The 22,921-nt window shown below is 59.0% G+C and carries 21 protein-coding genes; 12 read left to right on the top strand and 9 right to left on the bottom strand.

What is annotated here, in order from left to right; all coding sequences use genetic code 11:
• Positions 1 to 38: 38 nt before the first annotated feature.
• Positions 39 to 728, top strand: coding sequence for a response regulator (locus GJA_RS07435; RefSeq protein WP_038490543.1), 690 nt, complete (start codon positions 39 to 41; stop codon positions 726 to 728).
• 19 nt (positions 729 to 747) lie between these two features.
• Positions 748 to 2,067 carry a phosphate regulon sensor histidine kinase PhoR gene (gene phoR, locus GJA_RS07440; RefSeq protein WP_038490547.1) on the top strand — a complete coding sequence of 440 codons (1,320 nt, stop codon included), beginning with the start codon at positions 748 to 750 and terminating at the stop codon, positions 2,065 to 2,067.
• Positions 2,068 to 2,083: 16 nt separating this feature from the next.
• Here phoR and selD read toward each other — a convergent pair whose 3' ends face one another.
• Positions 2,084 to 3,142, bottom strand: a complete 1,059-nt coding sequence (gene selD / locus GJA_RS07445; protein ID WP_038490550.1) for a selenide, water dikinase SelD — start codon at positions 3,140 to 3,142, stop codon at positions 2,084 to 2,086.
• Between the two features lie 157 nt (positions 3,143 to 3,299).
• Between selD and senA the strand changes: the two genes are divergently transcribed.
• The 3 genes from senA (at position 3,300) to udk (ending at position 7,333) form a co-directional block, all read left to right on the top strand.
• The gene (senA, locus tag GJA_RS07450; RefSeq protein WP_174525959.1) at positions 3,300 to 4,502 is read left to right on the top strand and encodes a selenoneine synthase SenA; all 1,203 of its coding nucleotides are present in this window, start codon (positions 3,300 to 3,302) and stop codon (positions 4,500 to 4,502) included.
• 27 nt (positions 4,503 to 4,529) lie between these two features.
• Complete coding sequence (locus GJA_RS07455) at positions 4,530 to 6,542, top strand: UvrD-helicase domain-containing protein (protein WP_242404478.1); 2,013 nt, start codon at positions 4,530 to 4,532, stop codon at positions 6,540 to 6,542.
• A 149-nt stretch (positions 6,543 to 6,691) separates the two neighbouring features.
• Positions 6,692 to 7,333: a uridine kinase gene (gene udk / locus GJA_RS07460; RefSeq protein ID WP_038490553.1), complete on the top strand. Its 642-nt coding sequence runs from the start codon at positions 6,692 to 6,694 to the stop codon at positions 7,331 to 7,333.
• A gap of 106 nt (positions 7,334 to 7,439) precedes the next feature.
• On the opposite strand, the gene GJA_RS07465 is transcribed toward udk, so the two are convergent.
• The 4 genes from GJA_RS07465 to GJA_RS07480 form a co-directional block, all read right to left on the bottom strand.
• Positions 7,440 to 7,871 carry a hypothetical protein gene (locus tag GJA_RS07465; protein ID WP_144241442.1) on the bottom strand — a complete coding sequence of 144 codons (432 nt, stop codon included), beginning with the start codon at positions 7,869 to 7,871 and terminating at the stop codon, positions 7,440 to 7,442.
• Between the two features lie 94 nt (positions 7,872 to 7,965).
• Positions 7,966 to 8,859 carry an AraC family transcriptional regulator gene (locus GJA_RS07470; protein ID WP_038490559.1) on the bottom strand — a complete coding sequence of 298 codons (894 nt, stop codon included), beginning with the start codon at positions 8,857 to 8,859 and terminating at the stop codon, positions 7,966 to 7,968.
• Positions 8,860 to 8,961: 102 nt separating this feature from the next.
• Positions 8,962 to 10,371 carry a DEAD/DEAH box helicase gene (locus GJA_RS07475; RefSeq protein WP_038490562.1) on the bottom strand — a complete coding sequence of 470 codons (1,410 nt, stop codon included), beginning with the start codon at positions 10,369 to 10,371 and terminating at the stop codon, positions 8,962 to 8,964.
• A gap of 415 nt (positions 10,372 to 10,786) precedes the next feature.
• The gene (locus tag GJA_RS07480; RefSeq protein WP_038490566.1) at positions 10,787 to 12,196 is read right to left on the bottom strand and encodes a transglycosylase SLT domain-containing protein; all 1,410 of its coding nucleotides are present in this window, start codon (positions 12,194 to 12,196) and stop codon (positions 10,787 to 10,789) included.
• Positions 12,197 to 12,593: 397 nt separating this feature from the next.
• On the opposite strand from GJA_RS07480, the gene GJA_RS07485 reads away from it, so the two are divergent.
• Positions 12,594 to 13,175 (top strand): DUF1415 domain-containing protein, encoded by a 582-nt coding sequence (locus GJA_RS07485; protein WP_038499010.1) that lies wholly within the window; start codon positions 12,594 to 12,596, stop codon positions 13,173 to 13,175.
• A complete protein-coding gene (locus tag GJA_RS07490) occupies positions 13,172 to 13,360 on the top strand; it encodes a DUF1289 domain-containing protein (protein ID WP_038490569.1) in 189 nt (62 codons plus the stop codon). The genes GJA_RS07485 and GJA_RS07490 overlap by 4 nt, the downstream gene beginning before the upstream one ends.
• Positions 13,361 to 13,441: 81 nt before the next feature.
• On the opposite strand, the gene GJA_RS07495 is transcribed toward GJA_RS07490, so the two are convergent.
• Positions 13,442 to 13,948 carry a DUF1993 domain-containing protein gene (locus tag GJA_RS07495; RefSeq protein WP_038490571.1) on the bottom strand — a complete coding sequence of 169 codons (507 nt, stop codon included), beginning with the start codon at positions 13,946 to 13,948 and terminating at the stop codon, positions 13,442 to 13,444.
• A gap of 282 nt (positions 13,949 to 14,230) precedes the next feature.
• Here GJA_RS07495 and GJA_RS07500 point away from each other — a divergent pair, with 282 nt between their 5' ends.
• Positions 14,231 to 17,353: a bifunctional diguanylate cyclase/phosphodiesterase gene (locus tag GJA_RS07500; RefSeq protein ID WP_038499014.1), complete on the top strand. Its 3,123-nt coding sequence runs from the start codon at positions 14,231 to 14,233 to the stop codon at positions 17,351 to 17,353.
• Positions 17,354 to 17,357: 4 nt separating this feature from the next.
• Here the strand turns inward: GJA_RS07500 and GJA_RS07505 are convergent, their stop codons facing one another.
• Positions 17,358 to 17,789, bottom strand: a complete 432-nt coding sequence (locus GJA_RS07505) for a thioredoxin family protein (RefSeq protein ID WP_038490574.1) — start codon at positions 17,787 to 17,789, stop codon at positions 17,358 to 17,360.
• Between the two features lie 286 nt (positions 17,790 to 18,075).
• Between GJA_RS07505 and GJA_RS07510 the strand changes: the two genes are divergently transcribed.
• Positions 18,076 to 18,993 carry a 23S rRNA (adenine(2030)-N(6))-methyltransferase RlmJ gene (locus tag GJA_RS07510; protein WP_038490578.1) on the top strand — a complete coding sequence of 306 codons (918 nt, stop codon included), beginning with the start codon at positions 18,076 to 18,078 and terminating at the stop codon, positions 18,991 to 18,993.
• Positions 18,994 to 19,108: 115 nt separating this feature from the next.
• Positions 19,109 to 20,416: an EAL and HDOD domain-containing protein gene (locus GJA_RS07515; RefSeq protein WP_051780418.1), complete on the top strand. Its 1,308-nt coding sequence runs from the start codon at positions 19,109 to 19,111 to the stop codon at positions 20,414 to 20,416.
• Between the two features lie 37 nt (positions 20,417 to 20,453).
• Here the strand turns inward: GJA_RS07515 and GJA_RS07520 are convergent, their stop codons facing one another.
• Both GJA_RS07520 and GJA_RS07525 read right to left on the bottom strand, forming a co-directional pair.
• Complete coding sequence (locus tag GJA_RS07520) at positions 20,454 to 21,203, bottom strand: SAM-dependent methyltransferase (protein WP_038490581.1); 750 nt, start codon at positions 21,201 to 21,203, stop codon at positions 20,454 to 20,456.
• A gap of 12 nt (positions 21,204 to 21,215) precedes the next feature.
• The gene (locus tag GJA_RS07525) at positions 21,216 to 21,833 is read right to left on the bottom strand and encodes a Maf-like protein (RefSeq protein WP_038490583.1); all 618 of its coding nucleotides are present in this window, start codon (positions 21,831 to 21,833) and stop codon (positions 21,216 to 21,218) included.
• A 168-nt stretch (positions 21,834 to 22,001) separates the two neighbouring features.
• On the opposite strand from GJA_RS07525, the gene GJA_RS07530 reads away from it, so the two are divergent.
• Positions 22,002 to 22,499, top strand: a complete 498-nt coding sequence (locus GJA_RS07530; protein ID WP_038490586.1) for a YceD family protein — start codon at positions 22,002 to 22,004, stop codon at positions 22,497 to 22,499.
• Positions 22,500 to 22,722: 223 nt separating this feature from the next.
• Positions 22,723 to 22,905, top strand: coding sequence for a 50S ribosomal protein L32 (gene rpmF, locus GJA_RS07535; RefSeq protein WP_034749653.1), 183 nt, complete (start codon positions 22,723 to 22,725; stop codon positions 22,903 to 22,905).
• The last annotated feature ends 16 nt before the right edge of the window (positions 22,906 to 22,921 follow it).

The following is a 22,921-nucleotide window of genomic DNA, read 5'->3' on the forward strand; positions in this document are numbered from 1 at the left end:
TGTGAGTAACATCGACACGTAATATCTATAAGTAAAATATGGCATCCGATAAAACCACGGTATTGATTGTTGAAGATGAGCCGGCCATCGTTGAGCTGGTGACCTATTCGCTGCGCGAAGCCGGCTGGAACTGCTGTTCGGTACAAAATGTCGCGGATGCCTGGGATTTTATCCAGCACCGCACGCCGCACCTGATCTTGCTGGACTGGATGCTGCCGGACCAAACCGGTTTGCGCCTGCTGTCGCGCATCCGCGCCGACCGCAACTTCAATGAAATCCCGGTCATCATGCTGACCGCGAAAAGCATGGAAGAAGACAAGTTGGCCGGCCTCAACAGCGGCGCCGACGATTACGTCACCAAGCCGTTTTCGCCGCGCGAATTGCTGGCCCGCGCCAAGGCGCTGTTACGCCGCAAGAGCCCGGAACATGCGCAAGCGCCCATGCGCGCCGGCAATATCGCGCTCGACCCGATCAGTTGCACGGTGATGATGGACGAGCAAAAGATCGACATCGGCCACGCCGAGTATAAATTGCTGAAATTCTTGCTGGCCCATCCGGAGCGGGTATTTTCGCGCAGCCAGCTGCTCGACAAGGTATGGGGCGATCACGTGGTGATCGAAGAACGCACGGTGGACGTGCATGTGCTGCGCCTGCGCAAGGCATTGAAAGAAGCGGAAAGCCTGATCAAGACGGTACGCAGCGTCGGTTACATGCTGTCCGAGAAATAATTCATCGTCCGAGCCTACTATGAATCCCAAATTGCTGTTCTGGGTCCCCGCCGCGCTGCGCATGGCCATCGTGCTGGCCGGCGTGGGCCTGTTGTGGTTTTTGTTCGGCCTGGTGCCGGCGCTGGTGGCCGGTTTTGCGCTGGTGCTGGTGATGGTGTTTTTGCAATTGTCGTACCTGTTCCAGCTCAGTAACTGGCTGGACGATCCGCAAAGCTCCAAGCTGCCGGACGGCTGGGGCGCGTGGACCAATATCTTTTCCCGCTTGTACCGCTTGCGCCGCGACGATGAAAAGAACCAGGCCGAGCTGACCGAATGGCTGGCGCGTTTCCGCCAGGCGATGCATCTGTTGCCGGATGGCGTGGTCATCATGGACGATGTGCTGTTCCTCGAATGGTGCAACCCGGCCGCCGAGCAGCACCTGGGCCTGACCCAGGAACGCGACAAGGGCATGCGCGTCACCAACCTGATCCGCAGTCCCGAATTCATGGATTACATCATCCTCGGGCGCTACGAACAGCCGCTGACGCTGACCTTCCGCAACCGCAAGCTGATCGTCCAGATCATTCCATTTGAAAACCGACGCCAGATCCTGGTGACGCATGACGCGACTGAAACCGAGCGCATCGAAATGATGCGGCGCGATTTCATCGCCAACGCCTCGCATGAATTGCGCACGCCGCTGACGGTGATCGTCGGTTTCCTGGAAATCGCGTCGACCGACCCCGACCTCGATCCGCAGACGCGCGCGGCCCACATCAAGCTGATGATGGAGCAGGGCCACCGCATGCAGCATTTGATCGAAGACATGTTGACGTTGTCGCGGCTGGAATCGGTGGATTACCCGCTGCGCCCGGAAGCGGTGGATATCAAGAAATTGATGGGACAGGTCTTGCGCGACGCCAAGGCCTTGTCGGCCGGCCGGCACCAGATCACGATGGAATGCAGCGGCCCGGATGTGCTGGGCAGCTACGACGAGTTGTACAGCGCCTTCGGCAACCTGGCATCGAACGCGGTGCGCTACACGCCGGCCGGCGGCACGGTGCACCTGAGCTGGCTGGACGGCGTCAATGGGCCGCAATTCATTGCCCATGACACCGGCATCGGCATCAGTTCCGAACATATCTCGCGCCTGACCGAGCGTTTTTACCGGGTCGACAAGAGCCGTTCGCGCGAAACCCAGGGAACCGGCCTCGGCCTGGCGATCGTCAAGCACGTCCTGCTGCGCCATGGCGGCAGCCTGTCGATCAAGTCCGAAGCGGGCAAGGGCAGCAATTTCATCGTCAACATGCCGAAGTCGGTGACGACTCCGGTACAGGTTGAGATGTTGATGAGTAAGTAATTGAGTCAGTAATCGCTTAGGCGGCGACCTCGATGCGGGCTATTCCGTTGACCATGTCGCCGATCACCGCCGCGCCGGCAAAGCCTTCGCGTTCAAACAAGGCCAGCACGGCATCGACGCTGGCCGGGTCGCACGACACCAGCAAGCCGCCCGAGGTTTGCGGGTCGGTCAGCAAACGCTGCTGCGCCGGCGACACATCCGGCGCCAGGCTGACGTCCTTGCCATACGCATCCCAGTTGCGTCCCGACGCCCCGGTGAAATAACCGTCGGCCGCCAATCGTTCCACGCCCGGCAGCAACGGCACCTGGCCCATCGTCAATTGCGCCGTCAAACCCGCACCGCGCGCCAATTCCAGCAAATGACCCAGCAAGCCAAAACCGGTGACGTCGGTTAATGCATGCACGCCAGCCATGTCCGACAGCGCCTTGCCTGGCTTGTTCAGCTTGGTGGTATTGGCGATCATCGCCGCGTAGCCATCCGGCCCCAGCGCATCTTTTTTCAAGGCTGCCGACAAGATGCCGACGCCCAGCGGTTTGCCGAGGATCAGCACGTCCCCCGCCTTGGCGCCGGAATTGCGCTTGACTTTCGACGGGTGGACCAGGCCCAGCACCACCAGGCCATAAATCGGCTCGACCGAATCGATGGTGTGGCCGCCGGCGATCGGAATGCCGGCCTCGGCGCAGATCGCTTCACCGCCGCGGATGATCTGGCCGATGGTTTCCAGCGGCAGCTGGTTGACCGGCATGCCGACCAGGGCCAGCGCCATGATCGGCGTGCCGCCCATCGCATACACGTCGGAAATCGCATTGGTCGCGGCGATGCGGCCAAAGTCGAATGGATCGTCGACGATGGGCATGAAAAAGTCGGTGGTGGCGATCAGCGCCTGGTCGTCGTTCAATTGATAGACGGCCGCGTCGTCCGAGGTTTCTATGCCGACCATCAACTCTTTTGGTACCGGGAAGCCGGCCGAGTTTTTCAGGATTTCCGCCAGCAGACCGGGCGCGATCTTGCAGCCGCAGCCGCCGCCATGCGAAAACGACGTCAGTTTGATGGGTTGGCCGGGAACTGTGCTCATGTACATTCCTAAATTCTATTAATGAGTATGGGATAAGAAAACTGTAACAGCGGATTATGCGCCAAAGCGCCGAATGGCGCGCCGCAGCGGCGATTTTTGGCCCGTCAATTGCCCGCACGACTGGTATGACCCGCTTAAAAGTCGCTACAATCGCTGTATGAACTTCAGCCACGCACCTTTCCGCAACGCCACGCCGCAACAATTGGCGCTTGCCTTGCGGGCTGCCCGAAATTATACGCTCAGCTTGTTCGACTGTTTTGCCGCGGCCGGGTTGGACCATGCATCCCGGGTTCCGGTAGGGCCGACGCTCAACCCGCCGTTGTGGGAATTGGGCCGCATCGCGTGGTTCGCCGAATGGTTCATCTTGCGTGAAGCCGCATCCAGCCATCCGGCCGATGCCATTCGCCATTCGCTGTTGACGCGCGGCGACGACATGTTCGACGCCAACCTGGTGCCGCGGCCGCGGCGCTGGAACCTGGACTTGCCGACGCCTGGCGCATTGAAAACCTATTGCCATGAAGTATTGGACCGGGTGCTCGACAAATTGTCGCGCGCGGCCAATCTGGATGCCGCGCTGTATCCGTACCGGCTGGTGCTGGCCCATGAAGACTTGCGCGGCGAAGCGCTGCTGGCCAATCTGCAGATGCTGGGACTGGCCAGTCCCGCCGGTTTCAACCAGGCGGGGGCCATGCTGGCGAGGCCGCCTTCGGCCGAGATTGCCTTCCCCGGCGGCACGCTGAACCTGGGCGGCGCGCAGCAGGCCGGTTTTGTCTTCGATAACGAACGCAACGCCCATCCATGCTATGTGCCGCCATTCATTATCGATGCGTCGCCGATTTCCAATGCACAATACAGCGACTTTGTCGCCGATGGCGGCTATCAGAACCGGCAATTCTGGAGCGCCGCCGGCAGTGCCTGGCTGATGCGGCAAGAGCGTTCGTCGCCCCGTTATTGGCAGCGCGACGGTTTGCAATGGCGCACCGTACGGTTCGGACGCTTGCACACGCTGGCCGGATGGGAGCCGGTACGCCACATCAACTTGTACGAGGCGCAAGCCTATTGCGCATGGGCAGGGCGCCGGCTGGCTACCGAAGCGGAGTGGGAATTGGCGGCCTCGTCCGGTCATCCCGGTTTTCAGTGGGGCCAGATCTGGGAATGGACCGCGACGCCGTTCGAACCGTATCCAGGCTTCAAGGCCGATGCGTGGCGAGAATATTCGGCACCGCATTTCATGACCGACCAAGTCTTGCGCGGCGCCTCGTTCGCCACCCCGGCCCGCTTGGTGTCGAACCGCTTCCGCCAATTTCACTTGCCCGAACGGGATGACGTGTTTGCGGGCTTTCGCACCTGTGCTTGGTAAGAGCGCCTTATTTCATCAGGAAAAATTTTGAGCATAGCTAACGCACCAGGTAACGCCCCCCAGTTCATCCCGAAACGCATCAAGCCGACGGCCGAACAGATCGCGATCCAGACCGCGCAAAAGCGCGTGGTCCTGATCGACGCCAACGCCGGCGCCGCCAAGACCACCACGCTGGCGCTGCGCCTGGCCGAAGCGCTGTATCGCGGCCGCCAGCCTGAACGCATGCTGGCGCTGGTGTTTACCCACGCCGCCCGGGTCGCGCTGCAACAGCGGCTGGCTGACATCGGCGTGGCCTTGCCGGTGATCAGGCGCCTGACGATACAGACCTTCGACGACTTTGCCCGGATTGTCTTGCTGAAAATCGAAAGGGCGGCCATGCCGGCCATCGACAACTATGAAGACTTGCGGCCGTACGCGTGGGAAGCGCTGGAAATCGTTGCTGAGAAATACGCTCATGTATACCCGTTGGAAATAGCCACCACCAACACCGCCATCGCCCAATTCCTGAAACTGCAATTGCGCACCAAGGCCAGGCTGGATTTCCATACCCCGGCCTTCGAAGAAAATCCGCTGCAAGACAATCTGGAATTGCTGGGCATGTCGCACACCAATTATTTGTGGATACGCGAATATGAACGGCTGCGCGGCAGCGATACCGGCGGCATCAACTTCCGCGCCCAGTTCGACGCCACTTTCGACCTGGTGCGTTTGCTCGACGACGATCCGCTGCTGCGCCAGCAATTGCCGGAATTTCAGATCATCGTCGCCGATGAATTGCACGACTTGAACGAAGCGTCGTTCCGCTTCCTGACCATGTTGATACGGCGCAGCAATGCATTTTTTTGCGGGGCAGGGGATAAGGATCAGGTCATCTACACCTGGTCGGGCGCCGACCACCAATTCCTGCGCGACCGTTTCGAACAGGAATTTCCGGCCATGCAGCGTTACCCGCTGACTGCATCGTACCGCTATGGCCCGGAACTGGCGCAATCGGTCGGCTTGCTGAAACATAAAGCCAGCGTGTCGGCGCTGGCCCGCGGCACCCAGCTGGATGTCATGCATTACGATTACCTCGACCCGGCAGCTTGCGCGGCGCAATTGCTGGCCTCGCTGCAACAGTGGCTGGGCGATGGCCACAACTTCGGTTCGGTGGCGATCTTGCTGCGCGACCGCGACCAATCGATACGCGTCGAAAACGCTTTATTCCAGAACAATATCCCGTACACCTTCGTCGATATGCAAAGCTATTTGAGCAGCCAGGAAATCCTGATGATGCGCGGCCTGGTGGCGATTGCGCGCAAGGATTTACACAGCATCAAGAGCGCCCAGCGCCGGACCGAGATACTCGAAGCGCTGATCGTGTTCGCCGAAATTCCGTTTACCCGCGAAGAATTGCAGCAAGCCAAGACCGACGTCTCCAACTACCCGGACTTGCTGGAAGGCTTCTTGAGCAATCAACTGGGCAAGTCGCACAACCAGGACAAGGCCGTGCTGACGCTGGCGGCGGTGGAGTATTTGCGCAATGCCGACGCGGCGGCATTGGCGGGGGAGGCGCTGCAACAGGTATTCCAATTGATGAAACTCGACGACACCGCGCGCCGCATCTATGTCGACCCGGCACAGGCGCGCGTGGTGGCGCGTTCGATCGGCGGTTTTATCGCCGTGTGCAGCGAAGCGAAGATCGACCTGGCCGGCTTTTCAAGCTGGCTGGGTGTCATGGAAGACGGCCTGGCCGACATCAAAAAGCAACACAAAGTCACCATCGCCTGCATCGACCAGATCAAGGGACTGGAATACGGCCACGTCATCTTGCCCTATTTGAGCATCGATGAATTCCCGCGCAGCAAAACCGATCCGCTCGAAGAGGAAAACCGCTTTTACGTGGCGGTGACCCGCGCGCGGGACAGGCTGACGCTGCTGACGCCGGCCGATGCGAGCCATCAAAGTCGTTATATCGCGGCGATGCAGATCGACAAGGCGGTGGGCAGCGGAACGCGCTTGCTGCGCAAGAACCAGGCGAGGACGGGTATTGCCGCGTAATCGGTAGTAGTTCAGGCTTGCACTGACAACAAGTACCGGAAGCAGCCGCTCACGGGCCATCCTGTGGCAGGCGTCACAGGATAGACCAATGTTGCATTTTGGATTAGCCGGCCCCTGTCGGTTCGGTTGCGCTTCCGGTATGATTCGGCATGAATAAGATTTCTTTCCATCCGTTTGTGATTGGTGTCGCTGGCGGCAGCGGCAGCGGCAAGTCAACGGTGTCCCAGCAAGTGCTGGCGTCGTTTGGCGCGGATATGGTCTCGGTCGTGATGCAGGACGATTACTACTGCGACCAATCCCATCTCACCCCTGAAGTTCGCCGCCAGCAGAATTACGACCATCCGCAGGCTTTCGACTGGCCATTGCTGGTACAGCACGTCCAAGCCTTGCGCAATGGCGAAGCGATCGAGATGCCAGAGTACGACTTCACGCGCGACAACCGCTCCGACAGGACCATTCCAGTCAAGCCCGCCCCGGTGATCGTGATCGAAGGCCTGTTTGCCTTGTATGACGCGGACTTGCGCAACATGATGTCGCTGAAGATCTTTGTCGACACCGCTTCCGACGTCCGCTTCATTCGCCGCATGCAAAGAGATATTACCGAACGCGGCCGCTCGGTGGAAAGCGTCGTCGGCCAGTATCTGGAAACAGTACGCCCGATGCACCAGCAATTCATCGAGCCAAGCAAGCGCCACGCCGATGTCATTATTCCGCATGGCGCAAATGGCCCGGCAGTCGATGTGATTACCACCAAGGTAGCGAGTGTTATCGGCCAGTTGACGCGGCCCTGATTTTATCGGATGCGTTATCCGATGAGCTGCGCTTATACCGGGCCGAGACGTGATAAAGCGGCATAAAGTCCAGGCCGCCACAGTGCGGCGGCCTGGATAGCCGGCTTTACGGCTTGGCGATCATCAGCCAGATCGATGCGGTCCAAAAGAAAAAGCCGGCGATATTGGCGTACAGCGCGACATTCGAGCGTTGCGGCAACAGCGGCGCCGTGCCGGCCACGGCGGCGGCCATCATGCGCTTCTGGAATGGCTCCAGTATCAGCGCGCCGTTGAGGATGGCCAGCACCATCAGCACATAAGACGCCAGCAACCAAGTTGATCCATAACCGAAGGGCCGGGCAACGACCAGTCCCAGGATGATGCCCAGGATAATCGCGATGCGTCCCGCGACATCCAGCTTGCCGACCGCCTTGAACGCCAGGCGGGCAAATTCGGCATGATTGCTGCGCGCTACGACGTGGCACACGGTGCCGTAGGAAATCAGCATGGTAAAACCCAGCACCATCGCCGTGACGTGTAAAAAGACCAGAACAGACATGAACAACCTTTCGATAAGGGGCGGGACGCCCGAAATCCGGATTGGATCATGCCGCTCGATTGTTTTCTTGCCTGTTCCTGCTAAACGTGCCGCTTCATGCTTTTGCTTGCACGCCGCGCCGGTAAGCGCCCGGGGTGATGCCGGTCAGGCGATGAAAGGTGCGTGAAAAGTGTTGCGGATTAGTAAAGCCGCATAATAAACCGACTTCAATCACCGAATATTGCCGTTGCCGCAACAGTGTCTGGGCCTGGGTGATGCGCAGTTGCAGCACATATTGATGCGGCGTGGTCCGGAAGCTGGCCTGGAACAGCCGCGAAAAATGCGCCGGGCTGTAAGCGGCGCATGCCGCAAGGTCGGTCAATTGTATCGGCTGTGCCAGGTTGGCTTGTATAAAGTCGGTGATGCGCCGCATTTGCCAGGCCGGCAAACCGCCCGGGATTGCCGCTGCCGGCACGCGTACGCCATGCTGGCTGACCAGCCGCGCGCAGATGGCTTGCTCGATACCATCGGTAAACAGGCGGCCCGAGCTGTAGCCGCTGGCTTGTTCCAGCTGCAGCGTATGCATCAGCGCGGCCAGCATGTCGTCGCGGATGCCGGGTGCGGGCAGCGCTTCGAAGTCGCGGCCGTCGAGTAAAGCTGCCGAAGCTTGCGCCATGACGGCATCGTCCAGCGTGACGCTGATGAAATGGGCCGGTTCCAGCCACTGTATGCTTTCCTGGCACTGGCGCAGCGATAGCGCCAGCGAGCGCGCGACCAGCGGAATCCGCCTGACCGGCCCATTTTCCTGTGCATGCAGCATGGCGCCTGGACGCAGGAACATGGTCAGTACTTGCGGCTGGATCGCATGGCTTTGCCAGTCGCTTGTCGGCAACTGGTGCGTCTCGACCAGCAGTGTTGGCGATGGCGATGCCCGGCCGATCGGCTGCGCATTGAACAGCGGCGCTTCTATACCATCGCGCAACGCGATGATGCGGGCGGTTTCAGTCATCGTGTTGTTTCCTGGAAGCGGGACTCATCATGCAAAACGGCCACCAGATGAATCGGGTGGCCGTTTTCTTAAGACTTTACATTAATCAACGATAATCGAAGATTAACGGTCGCCGTAGGTGCGGCGTGCGCCGTCGGTGCTGCGCGGGTTGGAGCCCTTGTAGCCGCCGCCGCTGCTTGGTGCGCCGTCTTTACGCGGTGCGCCTGGCTTGCTGAAAGTGCGTTGGCCGGTTGGCTTGGCGCCGCCACGGTTGTCGCCTGGTTTCCAGCTGCCTGGACGCGCGCTCGAACGTGGCGCCGATGCGGTCTTCTTAGGCTCGAAACCTTCGATGACGTTGACCGGAATCAGTTGCTTGGTGAAGCGCTCGATGCGTTTGACGTTCATGCCTTCGGCATGGTTGACCAGCGAAATGGCCAGGCCGTTACGGCCAGCGCGGCCGGTACGGCCGATGCGGTGGACGTAGTCTTCCGGGAATTTCGGCAAGTCGTAGTTGAAGACGTGGGTGATGGTTGGCACGTCGATACCGCGCGCGGCAACGTCGGTGGCAACCAGCACCTTGACCTGGCCGCGGCGCATGCCGTCCAGGGTGCGGTTACGCGCGCCCTGGTGCATATCGCCGTGCAAGGCGGCAGCCGAGAAGCCGGCGATGTTCAAGCGGTCGGCGATGGTGTCGGCGTCACGCTTGGTGGCGGTGAAGACCACGGCCTGGTCCAGCGTTTCGTCGCGCAGCAGGTGGTCCAGCAGGCGATTCTTGTGCGACAGGTCGTCGACAAAGTGGACGCGCTGGGTGATGTTTTCATGCTTGTTCGACGAGCTGGCGATCTGGATCACCAGCGGGTTCTTGGTGATGCGGCGCGCCATGTTGCCGACCACGCCATCCAGCGTTGCCGAGAACAGCATGGTTTGACGGCCTTCCGGGGTTGCTTCGACGATTTTCTCGATATCGTCGATAAAACCCATGTCCAGCATGCGGTCGGCTTCATCCAGCACCAGGATTTCCAGTTGCGAGAAGTCGATCTTGCCCGATTCCATGTGGTCGATCAGACGGCCTGGAGTCGCCACCAGAATCTCGGGATTCTTGGCCAGCAATTGCATTTGTTTAGGGTAAGGCATGCCACCGAGGATAGATACAGCCTTGATGCGGCGGATGCCGGTGCTGTATTTGTCGGTATTGGTGGTCACTTGCAAGGCCAGTTCGCGGGTCGGGGTCAACACCAGCATTTTTGGCTGGGCAGCCTTGAAACGTGGACGGTCGCCGCGAGCGCGGGCCGCTTGCATTTCCTGGTTCGGCGTTTTGCCGGCCGCGCCAGGCTCGATGCTGGCCAGCTTGTGCAGCGATGGCAGCATGAAGGCGGCGGTCTTGCCGGAACCGGTTTGCGACGAGACCAGCAAGTCGCGGCCTTCGATCGCGGCCGGTATCGCTTGCGATTGGACAGCGGTCGGCGCGGTATAGCCGGACTCGGTCAGGGCAGCGAGGATGGACGGATGCAGGCCTAAGGATTCAAAAGTCATTCTTTTTCTTTCGTGAAAATCAGCGTTCTTGCAAAAAGCAGAACGCAAAATAGCAACGCCAACCAAAACGAAATGACTCAATAGAAAGAAATTTCGGCACAAAAGCTTTGCGCCGGGACGGTGTCAGGTGCGACACACAAGGCGGGAGGGCTTTATTCAGCGGCATCCTGTGGATGCGCTAAGGCTTGCGAAGCTGCTAGTTAATGCAGGCAACTGCAGTGTTGCAGCGCACAAGCGATACTATACCGTATTTCCCCCGTCCTTGCATAGAAAAAATGTACTTTCTGTTAGCAAAAAGGGGAGAAACGCCGTGTAAAGCCTTGTGAGGAGGATTTTTGGCCTTGCAAGAACATCATGCAGACGTCGATTGCAAGGCCTGAGCAACCCCTGGGCAGCCAGGTGGCCGGTGCCAACCTTAGCGGTGCGCTTTGTGGTGGTTGTTGCTGCTGCCGCGCTGGATGCGTGGCTTGACCAGGGAGATCGGTCCTTTGCCGTTGCCTTTGGCCAGTTTGACGTTGCGCGACGAATGTTTTCTTTCCGGACGGTCGGCTTCGAACGCCATGGTGGCGTTGTCGGCGACTTCCGGCGCGATATCGACGTTCAGCGATGCCGAGGTTTTCGGCACCAGGATGGTCGAACCGGCTTTCAGGCTGGTACGTTGTGGAATGTTGTTGGCTTGGCGCAAGACGTCAGGCGTGGTGCCGAATCTCGACGCCAGCGTTTCAATCCGTTCGCGCGCGCTGGTGATCTTGTGCGTGGTCCAGGTCGACAGCGCATGGCCCCATTGCGCCAGGTTGGCGGTGAACTTGGCGGCATTTTCCTGCGGCAGCAAGATCTTGGTTTTTTCGCTGCCGGTGATGACCGGGCGATTAAATTGCGGATTCAGCGCCTTGAATTCGTCGAGCGACAATTCGGCCAGTTGCGCGGCGATGGTCAAGTCGATATCGCTGGTCTTGTCGACCGCCGTGAAATACGGCTGGTTGTCGACCGATTGCAGCGCGATGCCGTATTGGCCCGGATTGGCGATGATGTTCTTGACGGCTTGCAATTTCGGCACGTAGTTGCGCGTTTCGGCCGGCATCAGGTCGGCCAGGCTTTCGAAATCGGTTGGCTTGCCCAGCGACTGGTTTTTCTTGATCGCGCGCTGCACCGAGCCTTCGCCCCAGTTATACGCGGCCAAGGCCAGTTGCCAGTCGCCAAACATATCGTACAGGCGCTGCAGATAGGTCAGCGCCGCATCGGTCGACGCCAGCACGCCGCGGCGCTCGTCCTTGAACATGTTTTGCTTCAAATTGAAGTCGCGCCCGGTGGCTGGCACGAATTGCCACATGCCGGCCGCATTGGCGCTGGAAAATGCTTGCGGGTTGAAGGCCGACTCGATGAATGGCAGCAAGGCCAGTTCGGTCGGCATGCCGCGTTTTTCCAGTTCCTGCACCACATAATAGATGTAGCGCGACGCGCGCGCGGTGGTGCGGGCGATGTAGTCGGGACGGGCGGTGTACCAGGCGATATGCTTGGCGACCAGTTGATTGTCGATATCGGGAATCGCATAACCGCTGCGGATGCGCGCCCAGACATCGCCGTCGTGCAAGCCATCAGGGCCGTCCGCCAGGTTTTTCAGCAGTTTGTCGGTCTTTTGCAGCCGGGTGTCCATGGTCGGCAGTTTTGCCGTGACCTGTGGCGCCATCGGGATCAACGTGGGAGCGCTGCTGCCTTGCGGCGTTGCAGCGAGTTCCGGACCGGATTCGTAAGCCTGGGAAAGCGCAGGAGCAAGGGCTAAAACAAGCGCGGCCAGGATCGTGGATTTAGGTGTGTTTTCGTGCATAGTGTTCCATTGTTGTCGTCGAAGAAACATCGGACTGACCATGATTAAGCACGGAGTGTACGTATGACCGCACGCCTGAGTCAAGAATTATGTCCGCTGGATGACAGCTTTTTACGTTGATTCTTTTTGCTGATCATATGATTTTTACAAAAATAATTACCTGCAATAATTTCTTTTAAATCAGGATGTTGCCTCGAATTCGCTGCGATCAGGCTGTGCCGAATATGCCGCGCCAAGTGAACCAGCATAGGCACATGCGATGAAACGGCAAGCCCGCGATCGATTCCGCATGAGCCTGCGCAAAAGTGCGTACAATTTGGCTTTGGCAGCTAAGGTATCACTTGTATACCCACCTGCAAGCTTTAGTAACAGCATCACTCACAGGAAATAAATGCAAATGACTACCTCATCACGCGCCGCCGACCACGACCACGATACCATCATCGCCAATACCGTCGCCTGGATGGAAAAGGCCGTGATCGGCTTGAACCTGTGCCCGTTCGCCAAGGCCGTGCATGTCAAAAAACAAATTCGCTACGTGGTGTGCGACGCGACCACGCCGGAAGAATTGCTGGGCGTCTTGATGGATGAGCTGCAAACGCTGGCCGACAGCGATCCGGAACAGATCGACACCACCATGCTGATGCATCCTTATGTGTTGAATGATTTCCTCGATTACAACGAATTCCTCGATGTGGCCGATAGCGCAGTGGAAGACATGCAATTGGATGGCGAGCTGCAGGTAGCCAGTTTCCATCCGCACTACCAGTTTGCCGATACCGATCCTGACGATATCGGCAATTACACCAACCGTGCGCCGTACCCGACGCTGCATTTGCTGCGTGAAGACAGTATCGACCGCGCCGTCGAGGCGTTCCCGGAGGCATCGGATATTTTCGACAAAAATATCGACAAGCTGGAAGCGCTGGGCCACGAGGGCTGGGATAAACTCGGCATACCAAAGGTGCAATACGAATGAGCGACTTGCCTATCCGCCCGGACACGCCTTGCGTCGCAGTGTGCTCGACCACTTTTGATGAAATCTGCCGCGGCTGCGGCCGCACGGTGGTCGAAGTGGCGCACTGGGTATCGATGACGCCGGAACAGAAGGAAATTGTCTGGCAGCGGATTACCGCACAGGGTTATCCGCGGCGTAATACATGACGTCTGATACATCACGTCATTGCCGGCCTGTGCCGGCATTAACGCCGGATGAGCGACAGTGCCGCCCATCCACGTCACTGATTAATAACTACCGATAAAATCTTTTTTGCCGACATCCAGGCCGTTATGGCGCAGGATGTCGTAGGCGGTCGTCGCGTGGAAGAAGAAATGCGGCAGCGCGTAGTGGAACAGATAGGTCTGGCCAGTGAAATGCTTGATCTTTTCGCCGCTGCCGGTGGTGATCGGGCGGATCTCGCTGCCGTCGATGTCGGCTTGCGGCAAACCGTCGATGAAGGCGATGGTCTTGGCGATACGCGCTTTCAGTTCGGCAAAAGTTTGCTCGGTATCTTCATACGGCGGCACGGCCACGCCGGCCAGACGCGCGCCGCAGCCCTTGGCGAAGTCGGTGGCGATCTGGATCTGGCGCACGAAGGGCAGCATGTCGGGGAATAAACGGAAATTCAACAGCGCGTTTGGATCGATTTTCTTTTCGGTCGCGTGGTTTTCAGCTTTTTCCAGAATCGCCGACAGGCTGTTCAGGATTTGTTTGAAGACGGGAATCGACGCGGAGTAAATGGACAGGGACATGGGGTTTCCTTTTATAAAGTGGCGCGATGATAGCAAGGCTGGCGGGTTTTTGCTTGGACTGCATCAAGACCTTGGGAAGCCCGCATTTGTATGCTGTAGTGCAATGGCGGATTTGAGTGAGTTTGGGTGAGTTTTTGATGACTTACTATGCTTTTTACAGGCATAATTCCTTTTGGACAAATGTTTTTGTTTTGTCCGGGACGGCGCCGACCGTTATTAATCCTATCAAATAAAGTTTGATGATGCCCCTTACCGACCCGGCCGCATGCGCGCTGTATGCGCATGGCTAGAACTTTTTATCACAACCTTCGTTCCAGGCTGGGCGAGCTGTACGGACTATCGCTGTCCATTTACGGCGCCTTGTTATTAGTGGTGTTTGGCGGCCTGGTGATTCCGGCCATCGTCGGCAGTTATCTGCTGGTCGGCGTGCACGAGCGGCAGTCGGCGCGGATGACGCTGAACGAATCGTTGCAGCGCAATGCGGATATCCTGGCGCTGGGCATGCAGGAATCGTTGTGGAATATGAATGCCGAATCGGCCCATTCGCTGGTCGAGTCGGTGATGCGCGACCGTTCCGTATTGCAAGTGCAAGTGATGGGCCAGTCCGACACCCAGTTCATGCACATGGAAGCGCCGCAGCGGCCGATCGGCAATGTCTACCGGGCCGAGCGCGAAGTGCTGGTGCGCGGCGAGCGCATCGGCCACATCGTGGTCGAGATGGATGATGCCAGGAGCCAGCAAGAGTTGCGCGAGAAGCAGGTTTCCTATGTGTTCGTATTGGCTGCGCAACTGGCCATCTCGATGGCGCTGATCGTGCTGTTCCTCAACCGGCGCCTGTTGAAACCATTACGCAAGCTGATGCGCTTTTCCGACCGTCTGTCGCACGGCGACTTTGAAACCCATCTTGATTCCGGCAGCAACGACGAACTGGGCCGGCTGGCGGCGCAGATGGAACAAATGCGCGTGGCGATCAAGCAATTGTTTGAAGACATAGGCCAGCGCGAAGAACGTTTCCGCACCATCGTCACGCAAGTGCCGGGTGCGGTATTCCGTTTCCGTCCGGACGGGCCGATCGATTTTGTCAGCGACGCCATCGAGGATATCGCCGGGTATTCGGCGCGCCAGTTCATGCGCACCACCACCCACGCGTGGGCCGACCTGATTTGCCCGGAAGACCGCAAGATGCACCGCCGCGCGCTGAAGCAGGCGATTATCGACAATCAGCCGTATGAAATGGAATACCGCATCACCGATGCGTCCGGCACCGAGCGCTGGGTGGCGGAAAACGGCCAGCCGCAAGTCAGCGAGCGGGGCGGTTCCGCGTGGGTCGACGGCATCATTTCCGACATCAGCCAGCGCAAGCACCATGAAATGCGCATCGAAGCCTTGCTGACCGAACAAAGCGCGATTCTCGACAATGTGATGTTTGGCGTGATGTTCGTGCGCCACCGTAATATTGTGTCGGTCAACCGGCGCTGCGAGGAATTGTTCGCTTATCCGCATAATGACATGACCGGACGCTCGACGGCCATCATGTTCGCCAGCCCGTTCGATTACGAGGCGGCCGGCGAGCGCCAGTATTCCAGCCTGGCCACCGGCGAATATTTCAATGAAGAGCGCCAGTATGTGCGCAAGGACGGCACCCTGTTCTGGGCGCTGGTCAGCGGCTGCGCGCTCGATCCGCAGCGCGCTTATGAAGGCAGTATCTGGGTCTATGCCGACATTACCGCGCGCAAGGAAGCGGAAGAAAAACTGCGCCTGTCGGCCACCGTGCTGGAGCATATCGCCGACGGCGTGATGGTGATCGACGCCAAGGGCATGATCGTGGCCGTCAATCCGGCCTTCACGCAAATCACCGGTTACACCGAATCCGAGGCGGTCGGCCAGGATTCGACGCTGACCCGCTCGGGCCGCCACGACGAAGCGTTTTATCACGATATGTGGATGGAATTGATTGGCAGCGGCTTTTGGCGCGGCGAGATATGGAATCTGCGCAAGAACGGCGAAATCTACCTGGAGTGGCTGACCATCAGCGCGGTGCGCGATACGCAGGGTGTGACCACCCACTATGTCGGCGTGTTCAGCGACATCACGCTGATCAAGGAATCGCAGGAAAAACTGGACCACATGGCGCACCACGATCCGCTGACGGCGCTGCCGAACCGGCTGCTGTTCCACGACCGCCTGCACAACGCCTTGCAGCGCGCCGCCCGCGACAATGAACAACTGGCGATCCTGTTCATCGACCTGGACCGCTTTAAAAACGTCAACGATACGCTGGGCCACCATATCGGCGATGAATTGCTGAAACAAGTGGCGCAAGAGCTGATGGGCAAGCTGCGCGAAGGCGACACGCTGGCGCGCCTCGGCGGCGATGAATTCATCGTCTTGCTGGAAGATGTAGACGGCCAGTACGGCGCCACCCACGTCGCCGAAAAGCTGATGACGATGTTCGAGACGCCGTTCGTGGTGGCCGACCACGAATTGTTTGTCACCTGCAGCGTCGGCATCAGCCTGTTCCCGAACGACGCCGTCGATTTGAACATGCTGATCCGCAATGCCGACGTGGCCATGTACCAGGCCAAGGCGCGCGGTCGCAACGGTTACCGCTTTTATGCGCCGTCGATGACGGGCGAGGGCGTCGAGCGCTTGCGCCTGGAAACCTTCCTGCGCCGCTCGATCGAGAAAAACGAGATTTTCCTGAATTACCAGCCGCAAGTGGAAATCGACAGCGGCCGCCTGATCGGGGTCGAGGCGCTGGTGCGCTGGAACCACCCGGAACTGGGCCTGGTGCCGCCGGTGCGCTTCATTCCGCTGGCCGAAGACAGCGGCTTCATCAACCAGCTCGGCAAATGGGTATTGTTCGAGGCGTGCCGCCAGATGATACGCTGGCAAAACGCCGGCCTGTACGTGCCCAAGATCGCCGTCAACTTGTCGGTCAAGCAATTCGAGCGCGGCAGCATCGTCAATATGGTGGCGGAAATCCTGGCCGAAACCGGCCTGGAGCCGCAGCGCCTGCAATTGGAAGTGACCGAATCGGTGATCATGAATACCGGCGATGCGCTGGCCTTCATCAACGACTTGCATTCGATCGGCGTCGGCCTGGCGATCGACGATTTCGGCACCGGTTATTCGTCGCTGGCGTATTTGAAGCAATTACCGGTGCAAACCCTGAAAATCGACCGTTCCTTCATCAAGGATATTTCGACCGACGTCAACGACGAGGCGATTGCGATCGCCATCATTCAGCTCGGCAAGAGTATGAATCTGTCGGTGATCGCCGAAGGGGTGGAAACCGCGGAACAGGCCGCGTTCCTGCTGCGCCATGGCTGCAAGCTGGCGCAAGGGTATTTCTACAGCCGGCCATTGCTGGCGCAGGATGTGCTGCTGAACTGGACTGCCTGAAGTTTTATGGCTGGCCGGCGGCCGCCAGCAACTGGCGTAAATTGACGGACTGCTGCCATGCGCGGCGCTCGGCGCTGCTGGCCGACTGGGCCGCCAGCTCGCCGGCGCTTAATGCCACTTGCGCCTGGATCATGCGCTGGGCCAGGCCGGCGTCCGGCAGCACGGTGCCGAAAAACGCCACCTGGTCCTGCTGCTGGATCAGCAGCGTCGGGAAATTTTCAATGTCGAGGTCGCCGACCACGTCGGCCTGGTCTTCGATATCGATCCACACGAAGACTTTGTCCGGATGGCGGGCCGCCAATTGTTCGAAGGTGGCGCGGTAGGTGGTGCACGTGCCGCACCAGCCTGCGCACAGGCAGGCGACGATCCAGCGTTGGCCGGCCAGCGCGGCCGCGATGGCCTCGCGATTGTCGGAGTCTAAGGTCAGGCTAAACATGCGTTGATATTGGATGGTGCCAAAAGAATATGCAATCAGTACTGCAAAAAGAATGTCCAGGGCGCTTGTGACGCCACAACTTGGTATTCTACCTTGCCGCAGCGGATCGAACTCAAGTATTGACGATCGCCTTTTGTATAGGCTTTTCGGCTGTGTTTTTGTGCTAACGCAGCTTTCTAGTGGATAATGCTGGTAATTACGCGCTATTTCTGTTCCTTCTCGCAGTTTCCTGCCTTTCTGATACCAGCGCCGCCCCAGTCACCTTCTTTTAGGAATTACCAAGCTTATGTTGAGTTACCGCCACGCCTTTCACGCGGGTAATCACGCCGATGTGCTGAAGCATTTTGTGCAAATCCAGTTGATGCAGTACCTGAATCAAAAAGATACCGCCTATAGTTATATCGATACCCATTCCGGTGCCGGCGTGTATGCGCTGGACGGCGGTTATGCGTCGAAAAACGCGGAATATGAAACCGGCATTGCCCCGTTGTGGGAGCGCAGCGACTTGCCGCCGGCGCTGGCCGAGTATATCAATCTGGTCAAGGGCATGAATCCGAGCGGCAAGATGCGTTATTACCCTGGCTCGCCGTATTGCGCCGATCAGGTGGCGCGCGAGCAAGACCGTCTGCGCTTGTTTGAATTGCATCCGGCCGACGCCAAGATCCTGGCCGACAACTTCCGCAAGGTCGAGGCGCATGCCGCGGCCCAGGGCGTGCGTTCGACCGTGCGCGGCAAGCGCGTGATCATCACCAAGGCCGACGGTTTCCAGAGCTTGAAAGCGCTGTTGCCGCCGCCATCGCGCCGTGCGCTGGTGCTGATCGATCCGCCGTACGAAGACAAGATGGATTACCGCAAGGTCAAGGATGTGCTGGCCGATGCGCTGGTGCGTTTCCCTACCGGCACGTATGCGATCTGGTATCCGGTGCTGCAGCGCATGGAGTCGCGCCAGTTCGCCGACAAGCTGAAGCAATTGCCGGCCGCCAGCTGGCTGCACGTGACGCTGACCGTCAACACGCCGTCGCCGGACGGTTTTGGCTTGCACAGCAGCGGCATGTTCGTGCTCAATCCGCCCTACACGCTGGAGCCGACCTTGCGCGAAGTGATGCCTTACCTGGTCAAGGTGCTGGGCCGCGACGACGGCGCCAGGTTCGTGCTGGAAAGCGGAACGACGACGGCGCGCAACACTGGCACCCGCCGCGTGTGATTTTTCCTCGCGGAACCACGCAGATGGACCTCTGCAGCGTATAGTAAGAGCTGGCTGGGCGCTTGCCCGCCAGGCACGCCGCAGCCGGGAATGCGGTCAGGCAGGATGTATTGCCATGACATTCGACGTTTTTCCGGCCGCGCCCGATGCGCCGCCGCTGTTCAATCAATTCTTCCTGGCGCGCCAGCCGATACTGGACCGCGAGCAGCGCCTGGTCGCCTACGAATTGCTGTTCCGGACCGCGCAGACCGATCATGCCGACGTCAGCGATGATATGGCCGCCACCGCCGCCGTGATTGCCCATGCATCCGAACTGGGTATGGAACAGGTAGTCGGCCAGCAAGTCGCGTACATCAATGTCGATGCGGCCGTGCTGCACAGCGACTTTATCGAATTCCTGCCGCATGACCGGGTCATCCTGGAAATTCTCGAAACCGTGCGCGCCACGCCCGAGGTGCTGGTCCGGATGCGCGCCTTGCGCCGGCTGGGCTTTCATTTTGCGCTGGACGACGTCGCGTCGGCGTCGGACGATGTGCAGAAACTGCTGCCGCTGGTCGATATCGTCAAGGTCGATCTGCGCCAGGTCGCGCCTGAAACCCTGGATACGCTGGCGTCGGTACTGGCCGCTTCCGGCAAGAAATTGCTGGCCGAAAAAGTGGAAACGCTGGATGAATTCCAGCGCTGCCTGCAGCTCGGCTTTGAATTTTTCCAGGGCTATTATTTTGCGCGGCCGGTAATCTTGACCGGTAAAAAGATTTCACCATCGGCCTTGGCGATCCTGCATTTGCTGGAATTGATACAGCAAGGCGCCGATAACCGGGAGCTGGAGCACTGCATCAAGCATGACGCCTTGATCGGCCTGAACCTGTTGCGACTGGTAAATACGCCGGCGGTCGGCGCCGGCTTGCGCATCGATACCCTGGGCCAGGCGCTGCTGGTGCTGGGACGGCGCCAGTTGCGGCGCTGGCTGCAAATCCTGCTATATGTCCATCCGGGCTCCAGCCAGCCGTTCGCGACGCCGCTGCTGCAACTGGCGACCACGCGCGGCAAGTTGCTGGAATTGATGACGGAAAAGTTGCGGCCCGGCGAAAAACTGTCGGCCGACATCGGCTTCACGGTCGGCATCATGTCGCTGATGGATGCGTTGTTCTCGATGAGCATGAACGATGTGGTGCGCAGCGTGAATATCGACGACAGAGTAAAAAGCGCCTTGCTGTTCCGCCATGGCGACTTTGGCGGCATGTTGCGCCTGGTTGAGCACGTCGAGCAAGCCGAGTGTGGTCCCGGCTTGCTGAGCCTGCTCGATCAATTACAGTTGTCGGCGGCGGACTTGAACCTGATCCAGGTCGCCGCCTTCGACTGGGTACATGGCTATGTGGCGGGGGTTGCCGGCATGGATGATCCGGCCGGCGCCGTGCACTGATGCGGATGGGCTGCTGATGCTTCTGCTAATCTGCCAATTATTGGGCCAGCAGCAGGAATACGGTGGGCTTCTTGTGGAAGTCCGGTGCCTTGCCGGCTGCCAATTGGATTTTCCAGTGCGCGCCGCTGAGGGTCTTGATGCTTTCGCTATCCAGACTCAGGTCGGTTGCCACGCAAATCAGCGTGCCCGGCTGGCAATGGGCGACCAGCGCTTCCAGCATCGCCGCGTTGCGGTACGGCGTTTCAATGAAAAGCTGGGTTTGCTTTTCGCTGCGCGAACGGCTTTCCAGGTCCTTGATGCGCTTGCTCCGCAGCGCGGCATCGGTCGGTAAATAACCGTTGAAGGCGAAACTTTGGCCATTCAAGCCGCTGGCCATGACCGCCAGCAGCAGCGACGACGGGCCGACCAGCGGTCTCACGGTGATGCCGTGCTGATGCGCCAGCCGCACCAGGTCGGCGCCCGGGTCGGCCACCGCCGGCACGCCGGCTTCCGACACCAGGCCGGCGTCGCGGCCGGCCAGCAATGGCGCCAGCAAGCCGGCCAGCACTTGCGCCGGGGTATTCACGTTGAGTTCGGAAATGGTAATTTCCTGCAAAGGTTTGGCCAGCGGGTGCTTGATTGCAATCAATTTCAAGAAAGCGCGCGCGGTCTTGGCGTTTTCGGCGACGAAATAATCCAGCTGCGACGTGATGTGGCGCACTTGCTCCGGGATGATGTGGGCCAGCGCGTCGTCGCTATGTTCGGTCAGGCCGAGGGTATTGGGAATCAGGTAAAGGGTGCCGGACATAAGGTACTTGTTTTATTGTAATGAAGAAGTGAAAAAAGCGATGCCTGCCTTGCGCAGCATGCCGCTCAGGGCGATCAGCGGCAAGCCGGTCAGTGCGGTCGGGTCGTTGCTGTCGATGCGTTCCAGGATGGCGATGCCAAGGCCTTCGTTCTTGGCGCTGCCGGCGCAATCATACGGCTGTTCGATGCGCAGGTAGGCGTCCAGCTCGGCGTCCGGCAAATCGCGCACGCTGACCCGGGTCTGGATGTCTGCCACTTGCACCACGGGTTCGGCGTGGCGGCCGTCGATGACACACAGCGCGGTATGGAAAACGACTTGCCGGCCGCGCATCTTTTGCAATTGCAGCAGGGCATTATGGTGGTTGCCGGGCTTGCCGATCTGCTCATCGTCCAGCGTCGCGACCTGGTCGGAGCCGATGACGATGCTGCCCGGCTGGCGGGCCAGCACCGCCAGCGCCTTCGCTTGCGCCAGGCGCAGCGCGGTGGCGCCCGGGGTTTCGCCGGCCAGCGGGGTTTCATCCAGGTCGGGTACGGCCACCTCGAAAGGCAGCCGTAAGCGTGATAGTAATTCCTTGCGGTAGGCGGAGCTGGAAGCGAGTATCAGGCGGAACGGCGGGGCAGGTGGCGTCATGTGAAATTCTGTGGCGGTAATGGTGGTCGCGGATGATAAAATACCACCCTGATCGCGGAGAGCCGCGCCCGGCGGCACATTTGTCTTATCAAAAAAATGTGCTTAGGCTTTGACTCGGTGCTAAAAACCCTGTTATTATCGCAGGTTTTCCGGGGAAATTTTCTACCAATGAATGCTTTTGTGATCGACGCCTTTGATTTTTGTCGCATCAACGGGAGCCGCGAAGGTGTCACTCCTGTCGCTGAAATGACCCGGTTGAGCAAGGATTGCGCCGATACGTCCGGCACGATCGCCTGGCGGATTGAAGGCGGTACCAGCAAGCAAGGTTATCCGCAACTGATCTTGTCGGTCAGCGGCACGGTGCAACTGGTGTGCCAGCGTTGCCTGACACCCTATGCTTACGAGATCGATGCATCGACCACGCTGATGCTCGGCAAGGACGATGAGCATGCGGATGAGATCGAGGAAATCATCAACGATGAAACCATCGACGTCATCGTCGGCAACCGCGCGATGGATGCGATGGACTTGATCGAAGATGAAGCGTTGCTGGCTTTGCCGCAAGTGCCTAAACATGCAGTCTGCCCGGATAGCGCGGTGCTCGACGCAGCCAGGACGGAAAAGAAATCGCCGTTCGCGGGCCTGAAAGACTTGAAACCAGAATAAGTAGCAGGGCAGCCGTAGTCCGCAGTAAGGCTGCAGTACCGAACATGTAGTGGAAAAGAACGTGTCAAACGCGTGTAGTAATCGAGTATGGCAGTGTGTAGTGAAATGTAGTAGTGTAAAACGATGTCGGTAAAGTAACTACTTTGCCGCTGGGATACTCGATTCGCATGTATTTGCCAGTCGATTGTGCTAAAATTTTAGAACTTATGTATTAGGAGTCATCATGGCAGTTCAACAGAACAAGAAAACCCCTTCCAAACGCGGCATGCACCGTTCGCACGACTTCCTGGTCGCGCCGCAATTGAGCGTCGAGCCAGTTACCGGCGAAACCCACATGCGTCACCACATCAGCCCTAACGGCTTCTACCGTGGCCGTAAAGTGTTGAAGACCAAAAACGACGAGTAATCGACGTTTTTGTTGG

The organism is Janthinobacterium agaricidamnosum NBRC 102515 = DSM 9628 (genome assembly GCF_000723165.1).
GTDB classification, from domain to species: domain Bacteria; phylum Pseudomonadota; class Gammaproteobacteria; order Burkholderiales; family Burkholderiaceae_D; genus Janthinobacterium; species Janthinobacterium agaricidamnosum.

Coding starts and splice junctions, on each gene's coding strand:
- GJA_RS07435 (WP_038490543.1), top strand. CDS start 39: ATGGCATCCGATAAAACCACGGTATTGATTGTTGAAGATGAGCCGGCC.
- phoR (WP_038490547.1), top strand. CDS start 748: ATGAATCCCAAATTGCTGTTCTGGGTCCCCGCCGCGCTGCGCATGGCC.
- selD (WP_038490550.1), bottom strand. CDS start 3,142: ATGAGCACAGTTCCCGGCCAACCCATCAAACTGACGTCGTTTTCGCAT.
- senA (WP_174525959.1), top strand. CDS start 3,300: ATGAACTTCAGCCACGCACCTTTCCGCAACGCCACGCCGCAACAATTG.
- udk (WP_038490553.1), top strand. CDS start 6,692: ATGAATAAGATTTCTTTCCATCCGTTTGTGATTGGTGTCGCTGGCGGC.
- GJA_RS07465 (WP_144241442.1), bottom strand. CDS start 7,871: ATGTCTGTTCTGGTCTTTTTACACGTCACGGCGATGGTGCTGGGTTTT.
- GJA_RS07470 (WP_038490559.1), bottom strand. CDS start 8,859: ATGACTGAAACCGCCCGCATCATCGCGTTGCGCGATGGTATAGAAGCG.
- GJA_RS07475 (WP_038490562.1), bottom strand. CDS start 10,371: ATGACTTTTGAATCCTTAGGCCTGCATCCGTCCATCCTCGCTGCCCTG.
- GJA_RS07480 (WP_038490566.1), bottom strand. CDS start 12,196: ATGCACGAAAACACACCTAAATCCACGATCCTGGCCGCGCTTGTTTTA.
- GJA_RS07485 (WP_038499010.1), top strand. CDS start 12,594: ATGACTACCTCATCACGCGCCGCCGACCACGACCACGATACCATCATC.
- GJA_RS07490 (WP_038490569.1), top strand. CDS start 13,172: ATGAGCGACTTGCCTATCCGCCCGGACACGCCTTGCGTCGCAGTGTGC.
- GJA_RS07495 (WP_038490571.1), bottom strand. CDS start 13,948: ATGTCCCTGTCCATTTACTCCGCGTCGATTCCCGTCTTCAAACAAATC.
- GJA_RS07500 (WP_038499014.1), top strand. CDS start 14,231: ATGGCTAGAACTTTTTATCACAACCTTCGTTCCAGGCTGGGCGAGCTG.
- GJA_RS07505 (WP_038490574.1), bottom strand. CDS start 17,789: ATGTTTAGCCTGACCTTAGACTCCGACAATCGCGAGGCCATCGCGGCC.
- GJA_RS07510 (WP_038490578.1), top strand. CDS start 18,076: ATGTTGAGTTACCGCCACGCCTTTCACGCGGGTAATCACGCCGATGTG.
- GJA_RS07515 (WP_051780418.1), top strand. CDS start 19,109: ATGACATTCGACGTTTTTCCGGCCGCGCCCGATGCGCCGCCGCTGTTC.
- GJA_RS07520 (WP_038490581.1), bottom strand. CDS start 21,203: ATGTCCGGCACCCTTTACCTGATTCCCAATACCCTCGGCCTGACCGAA.
- GJA_RS07525 (WP_038490583.1), bottom strand. CDS start 21,833: ATGACGCCACCTGCCCCGCCGTTCCGCCTGATACTCGCTTCCAGCTCC.
- GJA_RS07530 (WP_038490586.1), top strand. CDS start 22,002: ATGAATGCTTTTGTGATCGACGCCTTTGATTTTTGTCGCATCAACGGG.
- rpmF (WP_034749653.1), top strand. CDS start 22,723: ATGGCAGTTCAACAGAACAAGAAAACCCCTTCCAAACGCGGCATGCAC.